The 16,881-nt window shown below is 63.1% G+C and carries 13 protein-coding genes, 2 tRNA genes and 2 pseudogenes; 9 read left to right on the top strand and 8 right to left on the bottom strand.

The genetic code is table 11. The features are described from left to right. From IPK70_17505 to IPK70_17475, 7 genes are all read left to right on the top strand, one after another. On the top strand, positions 1 to 1,275 hold a 1,275-nt coding region (locus IPK70_17505; protein ID MBK8228954.1), incomplete at its 5' end, for a T9SS type A sorting domain-containing protein. Positions 1,276 to 1,284: 9 nt separating this feature from the next. After that, positions 1,285 to 2,052, top strand: coding sequence for a hypothetical protein (locus IPK70_17500; protein ID MBK8228953.1), 768 nt, complete (start codon positions 1,285 to 1,287; stop codon positions 2,050 to 2,052). A 317-nt stretch (positions 2,053 to 2,369) separates the two neighbouring features. Continuing rightward, positions 2,370 to 2,969, top strand: a complete 600-nt coding sequence (locus IPK70_17495) for a hypothetical protein (protein MBK8228952.1) — start codon at positions 2,370 to 2,372, stop codon at positions 2,967 to 2,969. Continuing rightward, positions 2,914 to 3,888, top strand: a complete 975-nt coding sequence (locus tag IPK70_17490; protein MBK8228951.1) for a hypothetical protein — start codon at positions 2,914 to 2,916, stop codon at positions 3,886 to 3,888. Before IPK70_17495 ends, IPK70_17490 begins: the two co-directional genes overlap by 56 nt. A gap of 1,298 nt (positions 3,889 to 5,186) precedes the next feature. Then, the gene (locus IPK70_17485) at positions 5,187 to 6,479 is read left to right on the top strand and encodes a hypothetical protein (protein ID MBK8228950.1); all 1,293 of its coding nucleotides are present in this window, start codon (positions 5,187 to 5,189) and stop codon (positions 6,477 to 6,479) included. 37 nt (positions 6,480 to 6,516) lie between these two features. Next, positions 6,517 to 6,825, top strand: coding sequence for a T9SS type A sorting domain-containing protein (locus IPK70_17480; protein MBK8228949.1), 309 nt, complete (start codon positions 6,517 to 6,519; stop codon positions 6,823 to 6,825). Positions 6,826 to 6,945: 120 nt separating this feature from the next. Then, the gene (locus IPK70_17475; protein ID MBK8228948.1) at positions 6,946 to 7,929 is read left to right on the top strand and encodes a pyruvate dehydrogenase complex E1 component subunit beta; all 984 of its coding nucleotides are present in this window, start codon (positions 6,946 to 6,948) and stop codon (positions 7,927 to 7,929) included. A 51-nt stretch (positions 7,930 to 7,980) separates the two neighbouring features. On the opposite strand, the gene IPK70_17470 is transcribed toward IPK70_17475, so the two are convergent. The 3 genes from IPK70_17470 to IPK70_17460 form a co-directional block, all read right to left on the bottom strand. Beyond that, complete coding sequence (locus IPK70_17470; GenBank protein ID MBK8228947.1) at positions 7,981 to 9,519, bottom strand: T9SS type A sorting domain-containing protein; 1,539 nt, start codon at positions 9,517 to 9,519, stop codon at positions 7,981 to 7,983. A gap of 423 nt (positions 9,520 to 9,942) precedes the next feature. Continuing rightward, positions 9,943 to 10,027 (bottom strand) — tRNA-Leu (locus IPK70_17465). A 54-nt stretch (positions 10,028 to 10,081) separates the two neighbouring features. Continuing rightward, positions 10,082 to 10,154, bottom strand: a tRNA-Gly gene (locus IPK70_17460). A 366-nt stretch (positions 10,155 to 10,520) separates the two neighbouring features. Here IPK70_17460 and IPK70_17455 point away from each other — a divergent pair. After that, positions 10,521 to 10,871 carry a hypothetical protein gene (locus IPK70_17455; GenBank protein MBK8228946.1) on the top strand — a complete coding sequence of 117 codons (351 nt, stop codon included), beginning with the start codon at positions 10,521 to 10,523 and terminating at the stop codon, positions 10,869 to 10,871. A 168-nt stretch (positions 10,872 to 11,039) separates the two neighbouring features. On the opposite strand, the pseudogene IPK70_17450 reads toward IPK70_17455, so the two are convergent. The 5 genes and pseudogenes from IPK70_17450 to IPK70_17430 all read right to left on the bottom strand — a co-directional run bounded on the left by IPK70_17450 (position 11,040) and on the right by IPK70_17430 (position 15,776). After that, a pseudogene (locus IPK70_17450) lies at positions 11,040 to 11,705 on the bottom strand (YfhO family protein). Between the two features lie 162 nt (positions 11,706 to 11,867). Then, the gene (locus IPK70_17445) at positions 11,868 to 13,058 is read right to left on the bottom strand and encodes a hypothetical protein (GenBank protein MBK8228945.1); all 1,191 of its coding nucleotides are present in this window, start codon (positions 13,056 to 13,058) and stop codon (positions 11,868 to 11,870) included. A 78-nt stretch (positions 13,059 to 13,136) separates the two neighbouring features. Beyond that, a pseudogene (gene mutS / locus IPK70_17440) lies at positions 13,137 to 14,767 on the bottom strand (DNA mismatch repair protein MutS). Positions 14,768 to 14,821: 54 nt separating this feature from the next. Further along, positions 14,822 to 15,394, bottom strand: a complete 573-nt coding sequence (locus IPK70_17435; GenBank protein MBK8228944.1) for a hypothetical protein — start codon at positions 15,392 to 15,394, stop codon at positions 14,822 to 14,824. Then, positions 15,330 to 15,776, bottom strand: a complete 447-nt coding sequence (locus IPK70_17430) for a hypothetical protein (protein MBK8228943.1) — start codon at positions 15,774 to 15,776, stop codon at positions 15,330 to 15,332. The genes IPK70_17435 and IPK70_17430 overlap by 65 nt, the downstream gene beginning before the upstream one ends. Before the next feature lie 862 nt (positions 15,777 to 16,638). Here IPK70_17430 and IPK70_17425 point away from each other — a divergent pair. Beyond that, a complete protein-coding gene (locus IPK70_17425) occupies positions 16,639 to 16,875 on the top strand; it encodes a hypothetical protein (GenBank protein MBK8228942.1) in 237 nt (78 codons plus the stop codon). Positions 16,876 to 16,881 lie beyond the last annotated feature (6 nt).

Here is a 16,881-nt window from a genome sequence, read left to right as displayed (position 1 = left end):
GGCATCATCGTGGAGGCCTATTATGTAGCCAACGCCGATGACGCGGCCGATACCGATGGCGGGCCCGGCCTTGTAGAAGGCGCGAAGACCTATCGCGTTTATGTGGACATGCTGCCCGGCTATAAGCTGGTGAGCGTGGGCGGCTTCACCAACCACCCGTTTACGATCGGCACCACCACGAGCTTCTTCAACAACGACGACCGTGGCGAGGCCTGGGGCAGGGACATCCCCGCGCAGCACTTGAACAAGAACACTGTAGCCATTGATTCGTGGCTCAGCTTTGGCGCAGCGAGTACCCTGCATTGGGGCATCCTCAAGACGGAGGACGTTGATGGCAGTGTCGTGGGCGGTTCCAATAACCAGAGCGGACTCCTGGTGAACGATGCGCTTGCAGCTGGCATCCCGCTCACCAGCGCGGATGGGCTGATCAATCTTGGCACGGCGCCCGGCACCATCAACTCAGTGGGCAATCTTCCCGATTGCTTCGAGCCAGGCGGCAGCAGCAGTTTCAGCGATGAGAACGTTGCTTGGGCCGTGCTCGGCGGAGTGAGCGGGCCGACCGAGAGCAATCGCGTGCTCATCGGCCAGTTCACCACCGATGGGGATCTCAGTTTCTGCTTGAACCTCGCGCTCCGCATCCCTGATTCCTTGGTGTGCAGCGATCCCAATTGCCACACCTTGCTGCAGTTCTACAGCGAGGTGCTCCAATCCGATACGCTGGGTCAAGGTTTCGCAGGCCAGAACATCTTCTCGCATCCCACGCTCTGTTTCAACTCCGCGAACTCCACGGTTGATTGCCTGGGCGTGCCTGATGGTCCGGCCGTTCCGGGAAGCGCCTGCGATGATGGCAATGCCGATACGAGCAACGATGTGTACAGCTCCGGCTGCGTGTGCTGGGGCCAGGACTGCGCAGGCACCTACGGCGGCAACGAGCTGCCCGGCACACCTTGCGACGATGGCAACGCCGCTACCGTGAACGATACGTGGCAGCCCGGATGCATCTGCGAGGGCTTCACCGGTGTAGAGGAGATCACCGCTGCAAGCGCCCGCGTGAGCCCGAACCCAACGAAGGGGCAGCTGCTGGTGGAGCTCCTGGGCGCTGGCGGATCGCTGCAATGGGAACTGCGCGACATGACCGGTGCGCGTGTCCTGAGCGGCACGGCAGCGGTGGATCGCTTGCTGAGTTTGGATCTCTCCAGCGTTTCCAACGGCGCATACATGCTCGTTATCCAACGAGACGGCGCCCGCTCCCAGCACCGCGTGGTGAAGCATTGAGCCATTGCCATGAAGCATCAGCTGCTCTCCACTTTGTTCCTACTATTTGGTCTTGGCCTTTCCGCGCAAGGCTTGGAAGGTGTTCTCGTGGAGCGCTACCACGAGCAGCCCGGCGCTGCTCCTGGTGCAGCTCCGCTGGTGACCTACCGCATCTACCTGGATCTCGAGCCCGGGTATGCGCTGCTGAGCGTCTATGGCGAGAAGGACCGCAACCTCTTCTTCCGCACCAGCACGCGCTTCTTCAACGATACGCTGAACGGTGCGGGCAGCGGGGACCTGATTGATGCCGAAGCGCTGGCCGAATACCCTGCGGCGATCGATTCGTGGCTGGCCTTCGGATTCGCGAGTTCCGCGCACAAGGCGGTGCCCCTGCATCTTGATCCAGATGGGTCTATCATGGAAGCCGACAGGAGCGAAGGCATCACGGCGTACAGCAGCTCGTTGAGCATGCGCGACGGTCTGGTCCCTGCGCCGACCGTGCCGGAGGTGATGTACCTGCACATCACGCGCAGCTTCCTGCAGGATCTCAGTGGCCAATTGATCGAGACCGAAGTGGGCGCTTACGGCGTGTTGGGCCATGTGAAGGGCGCCACCGACGAGAACATGGTGCTGATCGCTCAGTTGACCACGGACGGCGAACTGAGCTATGCGATCAATGCCGGCCTTCGTGCGCCGGACGGGAGCATCATCAAGTGGATCGCCTATCCGCCGAAAGCGGATGATGAGAGGCAGCATCCGGCGCTGCATGTGAAGCCAGGAGGGGAGGCGCGCTTCTAGGCCAGGTGCCTGCACCCTCGGCCCGTTCGCAACGGTTGCCATGCGCGTTCATTCCAACGCGATTCCATCGAATTCAACAACAGGGTTCGCCTCTACAGCCGTGGTCGCTTGTGCCCGGCTCCGATCGTGAGCGAATCCGCCGCCCAGCATTAAGGTGCTGTAACCAGAACGCTAGAACCGCTAATGGCGGCTTGATCGCAGTAAGCAAAGCATACGCTGCACCTAACCCCCAAGCGCCGATGCCCGGGGACTTTTGACCCGCCACAGAAACGGCACCTCAGCGAGAACCTCAACACCCCAAAACCCCAACAAGAACCATGAAACGTCTCTTCAAACTGGCCATGGCCGCGAGCATCGCGGGTATCGCCACGCAGGGCAGCGCGCAGAGCATCGGCGCCGCCTGCGGATGTCCTCCGGTGAGCAGCCGCACCACGGTGAACATGTCAACGCTCCTCACGGGCGGGAACCTCACGAACAACACCACCACGCTCACCTGCAACAACCTGTACATCCTCGACCAGACGATGTACGTGAATGATGGGCAGGACCTCTTCGTTCAGCCTGGCACTGTGATCAAGGCCAACCAGGCGCCCGTGGGCACCAACGCTTACACGCTCATCGTGGCGCGCGGCGGACAGATTTGGGCCAATGGCTCGGCCAGCTGCCCGATCATCCTGACCGCTGCTGCCGATCCGCTCGACGGATCCTACGCCGTGACCAACCGTGGCAAGTGGGGCGGCCTCATCATGCTGGGCCGCGCGCGCAACAACGTGCGCAGCACCGACCTGAAGGACGGTGGCCCGAATCCGAGCACCTCGATCACCGGCACCGACGGCGTGGGCCTGATCGAGGGCCTGCTGCTTGGCGATAGCCGCAACTACTACGGCATGCCCGTGGGGCCAGGAGAACGACGATGACAACAGCGGCATCCTGCGCTATGTGAGCGTGCGTCACGGCGGCCAGATCATCGGCGTGGGCAACGAGGTGAACGGCATCACCTTGGGCAGCGTCGGTCGCGGAACCAAGATCGAATTCATCGAGGCTGTCTGCAACCTCGATGACGCGGTGGAGCCTTTCGGCGGCACTGTGGACATCAAGTACGCAGTAGGTGCTTTCGTTGATGACGATTACTTCGATTGGGATCAGGACTACCGCGGCCGCGTGCAATTCTTCTACGGCCTTCAAGGTCCTGACAACAGCGGCGGTTCCCTGAACCAAGGCGATAACGGCCTGGAGTGCGACGGTGACGACGGTCCGGGCAACCTCAGCGGGCTGCGCAGCAATCCCACCTTGTACAACGCCACCATCATCGGCCGTTGGACGGCCGGGGGCGGTAGCGGCGATGAAGCCATCGAGGCACGCCGTGAGACCCTCGGCAAAATCTACAACAGCATCTTCGCCAACTTCCGCAGCGGCATCAGCCTTGGCGATGTGGCTTACACCAACTGGAACAACGGCACCTTCGAGGTGAAGAACTGCACCTTCCAGACCCGTGCCGACCAGACCGACGTTGATCCCTCCAGCTCCTACAAGCGCGTGCGCGTGAACGGTGCGAACGCCAGCGCGGCCGACTACACCAAGTTCACCACCGATGGCAACCTCACCACCGGATTCAATACCCTGATCGACGCGAGCTTCGCGATCAGCCCGCTCACCAGCAACACCGTCACCGACCGGGTGAACCCCGTGCCTGCTGCTGGCGCCGCCGCTGCGCAGAGCACCATCACCGCGCCCATCGACGACTTCTTCACTGCAGTGAAGTACCGTGGCGCTTTCGAGCCAGGTGCTGAGCCCTGGACCAAGGGCTGGACCCCTTGTGCAGACCATCAAGGCTGACCCTGAGCACCGTGGCTTGCTGCGTGGGCGACCTCAGCAAGGACGGCGTCATCAACAGCGCGGATTTCACCCTTTTCAGCGGTGCCTTCGGCACCACCTGCTTCTAAGCAACCCTACCGCCCATGCCGCACCGGAGCCTCTCGCTCCGGTGCGTGCAGGGCAACACAACCAACACCATGAAAAAGATCCTTAAGAACCTGCTCTGTAGCGCGGCGCTCGCCTTGGGCGCCACCGCTGCCACGGCCCAGGGCCTGCAGAACATCATCGTGGAAGAATACCACACGGTGACCGCAGCCGATGCCGATGCATACAACAATGACCATGGCGGAGGGTCCTACCCCCTTGTCGCCGGCATGAAGGTGTATCGCGTGTTCGTGGACATGGCTCCGAACTACCGCCTCACCTCGGTGTTCGCCACGCCGAACTCGCCGCTCTCGGTGAACACCACCACCACCTTTTGGAACGACGACAACTATGGCACGGCAGCAGGTCCAGGTCCTCCTTGCTCATCTTCCCGCAACCGAACCTGGACTGCAAGGGCGTGCCCGGTGGCCCTGCACAGCCCGGCACCGCGTGCAACGACAACAACGACTGCACCATCAACGATGTGTACGATGCCAACTGCAACTGCGCCGGCACCTTCCAGGACACCGACAGCGATGGCGTGTGCGACGCGAACGATGCCTGCCCGCTGCTGCCCTTCCTCGTGAATGGCGATGCCTGCGATGACGGCAACGCGAACACCATCAACGATGTGGTGACCAACTGCATCTGCGCTGGCACCTTGCTCGACGACGACTGCGAAGGCGTGCCCGGCGGACCTGCCCAGCCTGGAACCGCGTGCAACGACAACAACGACTGCACCATCAACGATGTGTACGATGCCAACTGCAACTGCGCCGGCACCTTCCAGGACACCGACAGCGATGGCGTGTGCGACGCGAACGATGCCTGCCCGCTGCTGCCCTTCCTCGTGAATGGCGATGCCTGCGATGACGGCAACGCGAACACCATCAACGATGTGGTGACCAACTGCATCTGCGCTGGCACCTTGCTCGACGACGACTGCGAAGGCGTGCCCGGCGGACCTGCCCAGCCCGGAACCGCGTGCAACGACAACAACGACTGCACCATCAACGATGTGTACGATGCCAACTGCAACTGCGCCGGCACCTTCCAGGACACCGACAGCGATGGCGTATGCGACGCGAACGATGCCTGCCCGCTGCTGCCCTTCCTCGTGAACGGCGATGCCTGCGATGACGGCAACACAAGCACCATCAACGACGTGGTGACCAGTGCATCTGCGCTGGCACCTGCTCGGCGACGACTGCGAAGGCGTGCCCGGCGGTCCTGCCCAGCCCGGCACCGCGTGCAACGACAACAACGACTGCACCATCAACGATGTGTACGATGCCAACTGCAACTGTGCTGGCACCTTCCAGGACAGCGATGCTGACGGCGTGTGCGACGCGAACGACACTTGCCCCACCGTGCCCGGCCAGATCGGCTCGGCCTGTGATGACGGCAATGCGAACACCATCAACGACCAGCTGAATGCGAACTGCGTGTGCGTTGGCATTCCGGTTGGCCCTGGCTGCGACTTCAACGAGTTGCAGATCATGGTGGTGAACGATGCCGTGAGCACCGTGACCTATGAGATCCGTGAGCAGGGCTCCAACGTGCTGGCCGCCAACGGCACCGTGACCCCGCCCGCAGGAAGCTACACGTTCGACATCTGCCTGCCCGATGGCTGCTGCTACTTGGTGGTGACCGACAACGGCGGCGATGGCATCGTGGGTGGCGGTTATCTGCTGAGCATCAACGATGGCCCGCGCATCATCGATAACAGCGGCAACTTCACTAGTGGCAGCACCAGCTCCATCCTCAATAACGGTGGCTTCTGCGTGCCTCTCGGAACGGATGGCTTCACTGTGACCTCCTGCGATAAGGAATGGTGGGTGGCTCCTAACATCCTCGATTGCGTGGTGAACCCTGCGGTCTCAGCCGTTTGGCAAAGCTTCCCGGCTGGCAGCACTGAGCGTGGCAGCACCGGTTATCAGGTGTGGTGGTTCGACCCCAATGGCGGTTTCAGCTTCCGTCGCTTCCAGAGCCACAACACCCCGAATGGCCTCGCTGCGAGGCCGACGCGCGCCTCACGCTTCGTGATCAATGAGTGGGCGGGCAACCAGTTGCAAGAGGGCGTGCTGTACAACATCCGGGTACGCAGCCGTGTGCTGGGCACCTACGCGGGAATTCGGCCCCACTTGCCGTTTCCGCATCGATGGCCAACTGGCACAGTGCCCTCCGACCCAGCTGGTGAACATCCCCGGGGATATCTACTATTCCTGCGGCGTATCGCGCCCGATCAACGCGCCATCTTCGATCAGGGCCTTCTCGCGTACAGGTGCCAACAGGTACCAGTTCGAGTTCAGCGTTCCTTCGGAGGGCATCCTGTTCACGCGCAACTCCACCACCAACTGGATCAGGCTCGATCCGATTGGCGGGAACCTGCTCCAGAACGGCACCACCTACGATGTCCGCGTTCGGGTATCGAAGACCAACGGTGCGACCTGGTGCCCATTCGGTGAGGTGTGCCAAGTGACCATCGATAACGGCTCAAGCTCGATGACCCAGTTTCCGGAAGCGGCAATGGTCGCTGCCGAAGCGGGCCGCATGACCATGTTCCCCAATCCGAACCGTGGCGATCAGCTCTTCGTGAACATCGAAGGCATCGACGCCACGCTTCAAACGGTGAGCGTTGACATCTACGATGCTTTCGGCAAGCGCGTGAGCGCCCGCACGATCGCGGTGAACGGTGACGGCTTCTTGAACGCGACGATGCAGCTCAACGGTGAATTGGCCGCTGGCCTCTACACGGTGAGCATCGCCGCTGGCGAGCAGCTGTTCAACGAGCGCCTCGTGGTGCAGCCCTAAGGGTCAGTGATCCGAAATGCAATGCCCCGCTCGCCGCAAGGTGGGCGGGGCATTCTGCATTCCACCGGGACCCTATGCATGCACGGGTCCAACTACCTTCGCCGCCTCAAGAACGAACCCATGCGCACCATCCAGTTCCGCGAGGCCCTCAACGAGGCGATGTCCGAAGAGATGCGCCGCGACCCCAGCGTATTCCTCATGGGTGAGGAAGTGGCCGAGTACGATGGCGCCTACAAGGTGAGCAAGGGCATGCTGGCGGAGTTCGGGCCGAAGCGCGTGATCGATACGCCCATCGCGGAGCTCGGCTTCACGGCCATCGGCGTGGGTGCTGCCATGAACGGCCTGCGCCCCATCGTGGAGTTCATGACCTGGAACTTCGCGGTGCTGGCGAGCGCATCGGATCATCAACCATGCGGCCAAGATGCGCGGATGAGCGGCGGGCAATTCCATGCCTCCATCGTGTTCCGTGGCGGCAATGGCAGCGCTGGCCAACTGGCGGCAACGCACAGCCAGAGCTTCGAGGCCATGTACGCCAATGTGCCCGGCCTCAAGGTGATCACGCCGAGCAATCCGTACGACGCCAAGGGCCTGCTGAAGGCCGCCATCCGCGACGATGATCCCGTGCTCTTCATGGAGAGCGAGCGCATGTACGGTGACAAGGGCGAGGTGCCCGACGGCGAATACCTGCTGCCCATCGGCAAAGCGCACATCGCGCGCGAAGGCCGGGATATCACCATCGTCTCCTTCGGGAAGATGATGAAGGTGGCGCTGGGAGCTGCGGAAGAGCTGAAGAAGGAGGGCATCGATGCCGAGGTGATCGACCTGCGCACGATACGTCCTTGGGATCAGGCCACCGTGCTCGCCAGCGTGCGCAAGACCAATCGGCTCGTAGTGGTGGACGAGAATTGGCCCGTGGCCAGCATCGCCAGCGAAGTGGCCTATCGCGTGCAGAAGGACGCATTCGATTTCCTCGATGCGCCCGTGCTGCGGATCAATCAGGCCGATACGCCGTTGCCCTTCGCGCCCGGCCTCATCGAAGAGTCACTTCCGAGTGTGGCCAAGGTGGTGCGCGCTGCGAAGGAGTGCATGTACTTGGTGAAGTAGCGCTCCCTGCCTTGAGCAGGCTTTAACGGAACGCGCTCTGCCGCGCCGCGATCAGTCCTTCACCACGGTGATCACGTTGATGCCATCCGGTGAGATTGACCGCACGTGATAAACGCCAGGCGAAACGTAGCTGACATCCATCGTTAACGGCAGCGCTCCCATGGCATGCAGCACCACGCGGCCTGCCATGTCGAGCAGCTCGACCCGAACCGGAACGGAAGAGTTGCCTGTGACCATGAGCGCATCATTCATCGGGTTCGGATGGCAGCGCATGCCGATAGGCCGCGGTGCATCACCCACGCCATTGGTGCTCGCCGAATACGCATAACGCACGCAGAACGCGTCGGATGCGCTGGTGCCGCCTGCATTGGCCAGCTGTATCGCAGTGCCTTGCGGATTCACATTCAGCGAGCTTGTCTTGAAATTACCGCCGACCAGGAATTGCCCCGCTGCATTCGATGCCACGCCCTGCGCGAGATCGCTGCCCGTGCTTCCGCCGATGCGCATGGCGTTGCTGAGCGAGAGATCGCTCCACGCGTATCGCGCAATGAAAAGGTCAAGCACTCCGCTGTTCGGTTGCAGGTTGAATGTGCCGGGGCCGATGACCATGTCGTAGGTGCCGAAGGACAGTTCGCCCACGAAGACGAAGTGGTCATCGCCGACCATGGCCGTGCTCTCGCGGGTGTTCACGAGGTTGCCCGATGTGCTCGGCTCGGTCAACTGATCGAACTGCGTCGCGCTCACCAGCCCGCCGGTTGCTGCTGAGAGTTTCGCTACGAAGGTGCCCAATGCGCCGCTTACCGGTGTCAACGTGAGCGTGCTTGCACCGGGGTCGGCATCCACCGAAGTCTCATAGCGGCCCAATACGAGCACCTCGCCATTGGCCACCTCGAGGCCATGGATGTCGTTGCCGGAGCCGGGCGACACGAAGCGCGCCACCCATGCGAAAGTGCCATCAGCATTGTAGCGCGCCACGCAGCCGTCGCTGGCGCTTCCCACATTGGGGATGATCTGCTGCCCAGGACCTGGGTCGAAATCGGTCCCGGAGTTGAAGAAGCCGCCGATGTAGAGCGAGCCATCCGACCCGAAGCGCATGCGGTTCACCTGATCGGTGAAGTTCCCGGAGCCGCCTAATCCGAAGCCCCACTCGAAGCTCATATCCGCGCTGTACTTGGCCACGAAGGCATCAAATGCGCCGTTGGTGTTCACCGTGGCCGTTCCGGTTCCTGGGTCGAGATCGAGGTTGTCGCCGAAGCTGCCGAAAAGCGCGAAACCGCCATCGGGCGCGGTTCTCAGGCCGAAGGTGGTGTGCGCACTCGCGAAAAAGGCGCCCACTGGACTGGTGATGATGAAGTGGTCGAGCAATGCGCCCGACGCACCATCGAGCTTCAGCACGTCGGTGTGGTTGGCACCAGCAGCGGTGAGGATCTCGCCCGGTCCGGGATCAACGTCCACCGCACCGTTGAACGAGCACGCCGCGAGCACATGCCCATCGGCCGTGAATGCGCAACCGCCCGCCACCTCCGTTGTGAGATGGTTGCCGAGCCGCACGCCCCATGCGAAACTGCCGTCCGCGTTCAGCTTCACCATGAAAAACATCTTTGGCTGGTGTGCCAGGCACGCCCGTCGGCGTTGCGGTAACAAGCACTTCGCCGCTCCCTGGATCCAGGTCCACGGTGTTGGTGAAGAGTCCGCAGATCGCCATTGATCCATCCTCGGCCAAGGTTGCCGCAGTGATCTCGTCGTTGAGGTTGGCGCCCCAGCGTGCAGAGCGCTCATGCACGAATGTTCCTTGGCCGTGCAGCATGAAGCAGCTAGTGATACCGAGAATTGCGGGCAGGCGGCGTAGAATGTTCTTCATGGCAGGGCGGTTTGTATGGTCCTGCTTGTTGCAGGCAGGGCCAAAAGTCCCGGCCCGCAGCACGGTGTGCAATAGAACTTTCGTTAGATACCTCGGGGCTTGTCAGCAGATCCGTAGGCACAACGCAGAGTCACGCTGCGCAACCATCCAAGTGCCCGGGGCGGGACTCGAACCCGCACAGCCCTTACGGACCAAGGGATTTTAAGTCCCTCGTGTCTACCATTTCACCACCCGGGCGGATGGAGCATCCACAAAACAACGATGCCCCACCGAACGGCGGGGCATCATCTGAGCGAGAAACGGGACTCGAACCCGCGACCCCGACCTTGGCAAGGTCGTTCTCTACCAACTGAGCTACTCTCGCAATGGGGCGGCAAATATAGTCGGGCAATCGCTGCGCACAAATCCTACCACCGATGAATCTACTTTGAGCCACGCGGATGCGGAAACCAGCGATCCCGATGGAGTCGCCTTGGTGCGACCAGACGTACGCCTTCAGCCGTTCCTCAGGCCGCCACAACTCATCCATGGGCTGGGTGGCATAAACGGGTGCTGCTTCACCGGCTAGGGACTCTCGCACCATCAGCGGCTGAGCGATATAGGCCGTGGTACGGTCGCCGAGTTTCCGCTCCATCACGAACACGGCTCTGGCTCCAGGGCGGCCGGTGACTCTGGCATCGAGCACCAAGCTGCCAGACCGGTGGCTGCGCAGCGGCGCAAGCTCGAACTCATGGCTTGGGCCGAAGGGCTGTTCCTGCGCGAGCAATCGGCGGGCATCGTCGCGGAAGACCACCAGCCAATCCGGTTCCTGGGCGCGGGGCAGCAATTCAACTTGCTCAGCCCCGCCGTTGCGTTCGATCACGCGGGCCTCGAATCGATCCAGCACGGCGGCGCGCACAGCTGCATCGGCCTTCAGCCCCGCATCGATCCAAGTCACCGGCGATTCCAAGGACAACAGGTCCGTGATGATCGGCACATCCGTGATGCTGCTGGCGCGGATCACATGCGCGTCCGGTCGCGCGCGCTCCATGGCATCCCAGCAATGCCCATCATCATTCACCCAAGGCGCGGCGTCGCTTGATGCGTAGAGGACCATACTCTCAATGGCCTTGGGCAAGCGTTCCTTCTTCGGTGCATGGCCGAAGAGCGACCAAGTGACCATGCCGGCGAGTGTTATCGCACCGAACCGAGGTCCCCATTCAGGTTGCGAGAAGACCAAGGCGCCCAACAACGCAAAGAAGGCGAGGAGTGAAAGCGCCAGCAGCCAAGGCACTATGGGCTTGCGGTACCGGAAGACCACCGTGTGCTCACCAGCAGGCACTTCGACCGCCATGGCCGCGATGTTCACATGCAGCAAGGGTCGCGGTGCATCATCAATATGCACCTCCCAACCGGGGTAATGGCTTTGCTGCAGCACCAGCAGGCGCGGGCCATCCGCGTTGCAGTTGATCGTGAACGAGTTCCTATCGAAGGCGGTCACTTGCGCGTGATCAGAAGCCCTGCGGCCAGTGGCATCCCGCACATGATGGCCAGGCATCGCGAACACCAATCCGCTATCGCGCGGCACGGAGACATCCTCTTTGCGGTACGCATCGAAGGCGATGATGGAATCGGCCATGTAGGCCACAGGCTGCTGCGCCATGGCATCCCAAAGCGTCGTGTGCGCCACCTCGAGCTCCATGGCATTGCGCAGCCAGAAGCTGTTCACGCCGTTGCGCGAGAAGCCGCCTTGGAAATCCTGCGTTGCATGGCCGAGGTACACGAGGCTGCCGCGCCCATCATCATAGTGTCTCAAGTGCCGATCATCCGGGATCACTGGTCCATCGCTCAGGGCAGTCAGTCGCCGTTCCAGCCAAGCGGGCTCCAGATCGCTCACACCCGTGTTCCATGTTGCGAGCGAAGTGTTCCAGCCCATTTCAGCACCGATGAGAAGGAGCAGAGCGCCGGCGCTGAGCCTCCCGCGCCAGGCCAACACAAGGCGATGATGAGCGCAGGCAAAGTGGCCGCAGCTCCGAGGAGGATGCGCTTGCTGCGGTGCATGCCGCGCATCCGCTCGAACAGGCTGATGCCTTCTTCATCAGGCCCCCATTGCAGCGCTGCATGCGCAATCACGATGATGGCGGCGATCGCGCATATGCCGAGAAGGACCGTCACTTGCCGCTGTTTCATTCGGCCCGCGAAGAGCGCCGCCAAGGTTCCACCAGCGAGCACCATGGCCGAGATCCATGTGAATGCCGAGAAGTACGAAGGGAAGCGGAACAGGTCCATGCCGGGAACATGTGCCCACGCCCAATGATGGAACGGCAGTGATGGCCCTGCGGAGAGCAGCGCGCATCAGGCTGGTTGCCAACATGATGTTCTCGACCATGCTCCGCTGGCGCAGCAACGAAGCCGCAGCGAGCGCGAGCATGATCAGGCCCATGTACTGGTTGGCCATGCTCGGGTCGGCGCCGATGCGCACTTGATCGTTGCCCACCGCATAGGGGAAAAGGAGGGAGGTGAGCCCCGGCCAAGTGACCGGGTCCTGCGCCGCTATTTCGTAAGCGATGGCGCCGCTGCGGGCGAGGTGCGGTCCGGCATCGAGAAAGGCATGCAAGGCACCAGCGCCGATGATCGCCGAGCCGATGGCTGCAGCAAAGGACCAACCGAGCAAGGGCCGCAATGCGCTCCATCGGCCCGCTAGCCATGCGCGCCAGCCATGTGCGATCAGCAATGCGAAAAGCAGATACGCGCCGATGATGGTGAAGGTGTGATTGCCGCCGGTGAGCAGCATGCCTTGGAACAGCGCCACGCGCGCTGCGGGCCTCCATCCGGGCGCACGCAGCAGTTGAAGGAAAGAGAGGAGCAGCCACGGCAGCCATGCCGCGCTGATCACCGCATAGAAATGCTGCTGATGCCCGGTGAAGAAGCCCCCCAGCGCGTAGGCCAGGCCCGCGATGAGGCCCGCGCGTGCATCGCCGTGCAGGTCGCGGACAAGCCGCGTCATGCCTAGCCCGCCGATGAATAGGTACACGAGGTAGAGGCCCTGCAGCACGAACACGCCATGCCCGATGGTGCCGCCCAATGCGAGCGCCTCCACGTACCAGCCTGGTCCTTGCAGATCGGCATGCATGGGATAGCCGTATTGCTGGTGGGGGTTCCACAGCGGGAACTGGCCATCGTGCAAGCTGCTGGCGATGAACCAGCGCCACGGCAACCAGCAATTCAGCGTGTCGCCATGCGTAACCGCCCATTGGAAGCTGGAGAGCGGCCAGTAGGCCAGCAGCACCGCAGCCGCGATCAGCAGCCAACCCCAGAGCAGGCCCAGGCATCGTCCCGTTGGTCGATGGCCACGGTCGGCATGCGTTCAGGGCTTTCCGCAGCTTCGCTTGGCCAACGCCCGCCATGCGCTCTGGATCTCGTTCAGGCGCACTGAGGGCCCCTACCGGCGTAAGGGTGTCGATGTCGAGCTCGTTGAGCTGATCGCGGATCGCCTCAGTGCCGGGTCGTCCAGTTGGAAGATGTTGAGCTGCGGCTCGGGCGCCATGCCGCGCAAGGAGGGCTTGGCGCCTTGCGCTGTTGGTTCATCGGCCCCGAGGTTCCCTGCGTGCGCGCGCTCGAGATGGTGAGCACCTTCTTGGCGCGTTCCACCACGGCTGCGGGCATGCGCAATACATCTGCGCCACATGGATCCCGAAGCTTCCATCGCTTCCGCCGGGAACCAAACGGCGCAGGAAGAGCACGCGGCCGTCCACCTCGCGCACCGCTACGCTGGCGTTGCGGATGCGCGCGAAGCTGTCGGCCATGGCATTGAGTTCGTGGTAGTGCGTGGCGAAGAGCGTGCGCGGGCGCATGGGATGCTCATGCAGGTACTCCGCGATGGCCCAGGCGATGGAGATGCCATCGTAGGTGCTGGTGCCCCGTCCGATCTCGTCGAGCAGCACGAGGCTGCGCGAGCTGAGGTTGTTGAGGATGCTCGCGCTCTCGTTCATCTCCACCATGAAGGTGCTCTCGCCAGTGCTCAGGCTGTCGCTAGCGCCCACGCGGGTGAACACGCGGTCCACCACGCCGATCCGCGCTGCGGTCGCCGGTACGTAGCTGCCCATCTGCGCCATCAGGGCGATCAGCGCCGTTTGCCGCAGCAGCGCGCTCTTGCCGCTCATGTTGGGGCCGGTGATCACGGTGATCTGGCGCTCGTCGGGGTCGAGCACCACGTCGTTGGCCACGTAGGTCTCGCCGGTGGGCAGCAGTTGCTCGATCACCGGGTGGCGGCCCTGGCGGATGTCGATGGCGGTGCCCTCATTGATCTCCGGGCGGCAGTAGAGGAGCGCGGCTGCATTGCGCGAAGGCCAAGAGCACATCGAGCTGCGCGAGCGCGTGCGCGGTTGATTGCAATGCGCCGATATGCACGATGACGCGTTGCACCAATGCGGCGTGGGGCTCTGCTCCAGCGTGAGGATAGCTCCTCGGCGCCGAGTCCGCTCCTCCAGCGCCTTCAATTCGTCGGTGATGTAACGCTCGGCCCCCGTGAGCGTCTGTTTGCGCACCCATTCGCCGGGCACCTTGTCCTTGTGGGTGTGGCGCACCTCGAGGTAGTAGCCGAACACGTTGTTGTAGCCCACCTTCCAACGAGCTGATGCCGGTGCGCTCGGTCTCTCGCCGCTGCACCTCCGAGCAGCAATTCCTCGCGTGCGTGGTCACGTGCCGCAGCTCATCGAGCTCCTTGGCTGATGCCACTGCGGTCACGCCGCCCTTCGCCAAGGTGGCCGGTGTCTCCGGCTCGATTCCCACGCAGCGCCTCGGCCAATTCCATCGGCGGAGCGATGCCGGTCGCGGCGTGCTGCAATGCGCCGGGTTGCCCGTTGAGCAATGCGCGAACGCGGTCCGATGCTTCGAGCGATTGCGCCAATTGCAGGCAATTCGCGCGAGCGATGCGCGCCGCCGCCGCTTTGCCCACCGCGCGCTCGAAATCGCCAACGGCGCGCAGCCCGTGCCCAGCGCCTCTGCTGTTTCGGGGAAGCCAGGAGCGCGGCCACGGTATCGAGGCGCTGCTCAATGGCCGCGCGATCGATCCGACGGGAAGAGGATCCAGCGCTTAAGAATGCGGGCTGCCCATGGGTGTCTCTGCAGCGGTCCATGCTCTGCAGCGGGCTTCGGCCTCCATCGCCTGCGGGCGCCACCAGCTCGAGGTTGCGGATGGTGAAGCGGTCGAGGCCGACACGATCGCAGGGACGCAGCCGCGACACCTTCGCGATGTGCGCGATGCGGTCGTTGCGCGTTTCGCCCAAGTAGTGCAGCACGGCGCCGGCGGCACGTTGCGCCGGGCGCAGGTCCTCGATGCCGAAGCCCTTGAGTGAAGCCGTCCCGAAGTGGCCCGAGCAGCCGCTCGCGCGCGAATTCATCGGCGAAGGCCCAGTCGTCGAGCGCGTAGCCGTATGTGCGGCCGGCCTGTGCATCCATGAAGCCGTCCGAACGGCCTTTCGGGAAAAGCAGCTCGCGCGGCGCATGCCCGTCGATGAGCTTGGCCATGGCCTCCGCGCCTTCCTCCGCCACCAGGAACTCACCGGTGGTGACATCGAGGAAGGCGGCGCCGTAGCCTCCTTCGCCACCGCAGAGCGCGGCCAGCCAGTGGTTGTCTCGCCCGTCGACGCATCTGTTCGCTGAAGGAAAGGCCGGGCGTGGCCACTTGCGTAACGCCGCGCTGCACGATGGTCTTGGCCTGCTTGGGGTCCTCGAGCTGATCGCACACGGCCACGCGCAATCCGGCGCGCACCAGCTTATGCAGGTAGTTGTCGAGCTGGTGATACGGGAAACCGGCCAGTTCCTCGCGGCTGCCGCCGTTGTTCCGGCCCGTGAGGGTGATGCCCAGCACGCGCGAAGCGGTGATGGCATCCGGTCCGGAAGGTCTCGTAGAAGTCGCCCACGCGGAAGAGCAGCAGCGCATCGGATGCCTGTCTTTGATGGCGGCGTGCTGGCGCATCAAGGGCGTGGTGGCGGGCTTGCTCATGCTGGGCGCTGCGCGAAATTGCGCCCCGAAGGTAACCGGAGGCCCTTGCCCGCTGCGCCGCACCTTATCCACCGCCCATGCCCGCGAACGACCGCAAGCGGAAGCCCGATGAATTGGGCCGTAGCGCCCGAGGCGCCGCCAGCCCGCAGCAGCGCGTGGTGGTGGTGCCTGAGACCTGCGCAGCCGACACAACGGGCTCCATCTTCCGTAACTGCGATGCCTCCGGTGTGAGCGCTTGCTGCTTGGCGGCTTCACGCCGGTGCCTCGCATCCTGGAGCATCGAGAAGACCGCCTGGGGTGCAACGCGCTCGGTCTCCGTGGGAGCGCATGCCTCGATGCCGCAAGCGCGATCGCCAGCTGAAAGCGGAGGGATTCCATGTGGTGGCGGTGGAGCTTCACGGCTACGGCTATGCTGCTGGAGCGCGTTGGCTTATCGGGCAAAAAGGGGCCATTGGCCTCCATCTTCGGCAACGAGCCGCACGGAGGGGGAGCCGCCGGCGGCGGCCGATGCGTGGTTGTGCCGCAGCGCGGAAGCAAGCATCTGCTGAACGAGTGTTTGCGCTGGTGTGGTGCCGCATGCGCTCGCAGCCAGAGCGGAACCATCCGAAGGCAACCCCCAGATGATTCTACGGGTCCTTGGGTACAGAACCCGGTGCCGACCTGCCGTAAGAGCCGATCCTCTATATTTGGCTGCCCTTGACGAACCGCATGCAGCGATTCCTACCCCGCCACATCCTTTTTCCTTCTTCGCTCTCCGGCCGATTGGGGGTGAGGCAGGGCGCAGTACTTCCGGCACTCGAGCTATTGGAAGACGTAATGCATTGAGTATCGAGTTCGGCCTTTGGCGTATCGAATCTCCTAGGTGAGCCTGGGGCGCAACCAGATTGGCTCGCCCTTCCTCTGGGACTTGGAGTACACGCAGACCCGCCCAGCGGCCAGCTTGGCCTACCGTTATTACCTGGCACGGCAGCAAGCGCTGCGGATGCGATTCACCTACGGCATCCTGGCCGGTAACGACAACACCACGGAGGAGATGTTCCGGAACGTAACCGGAACCTCAGCTTCAAGAGCGATGTATCCGAGCTCCATTGGTGTATGAACTGCA

This window comes from Flavobacteriales bacterium (genome assembly GCA_016712535.1).
Lineage (GTDB): Bacteria > Bacteroidota > Bacteroidia > Flavobacteriales_F > PHOS-HE28 > PHOS-HE28.
This window is presented reverse-complemented; position numbering and strand designations above follow the sequence as displayed.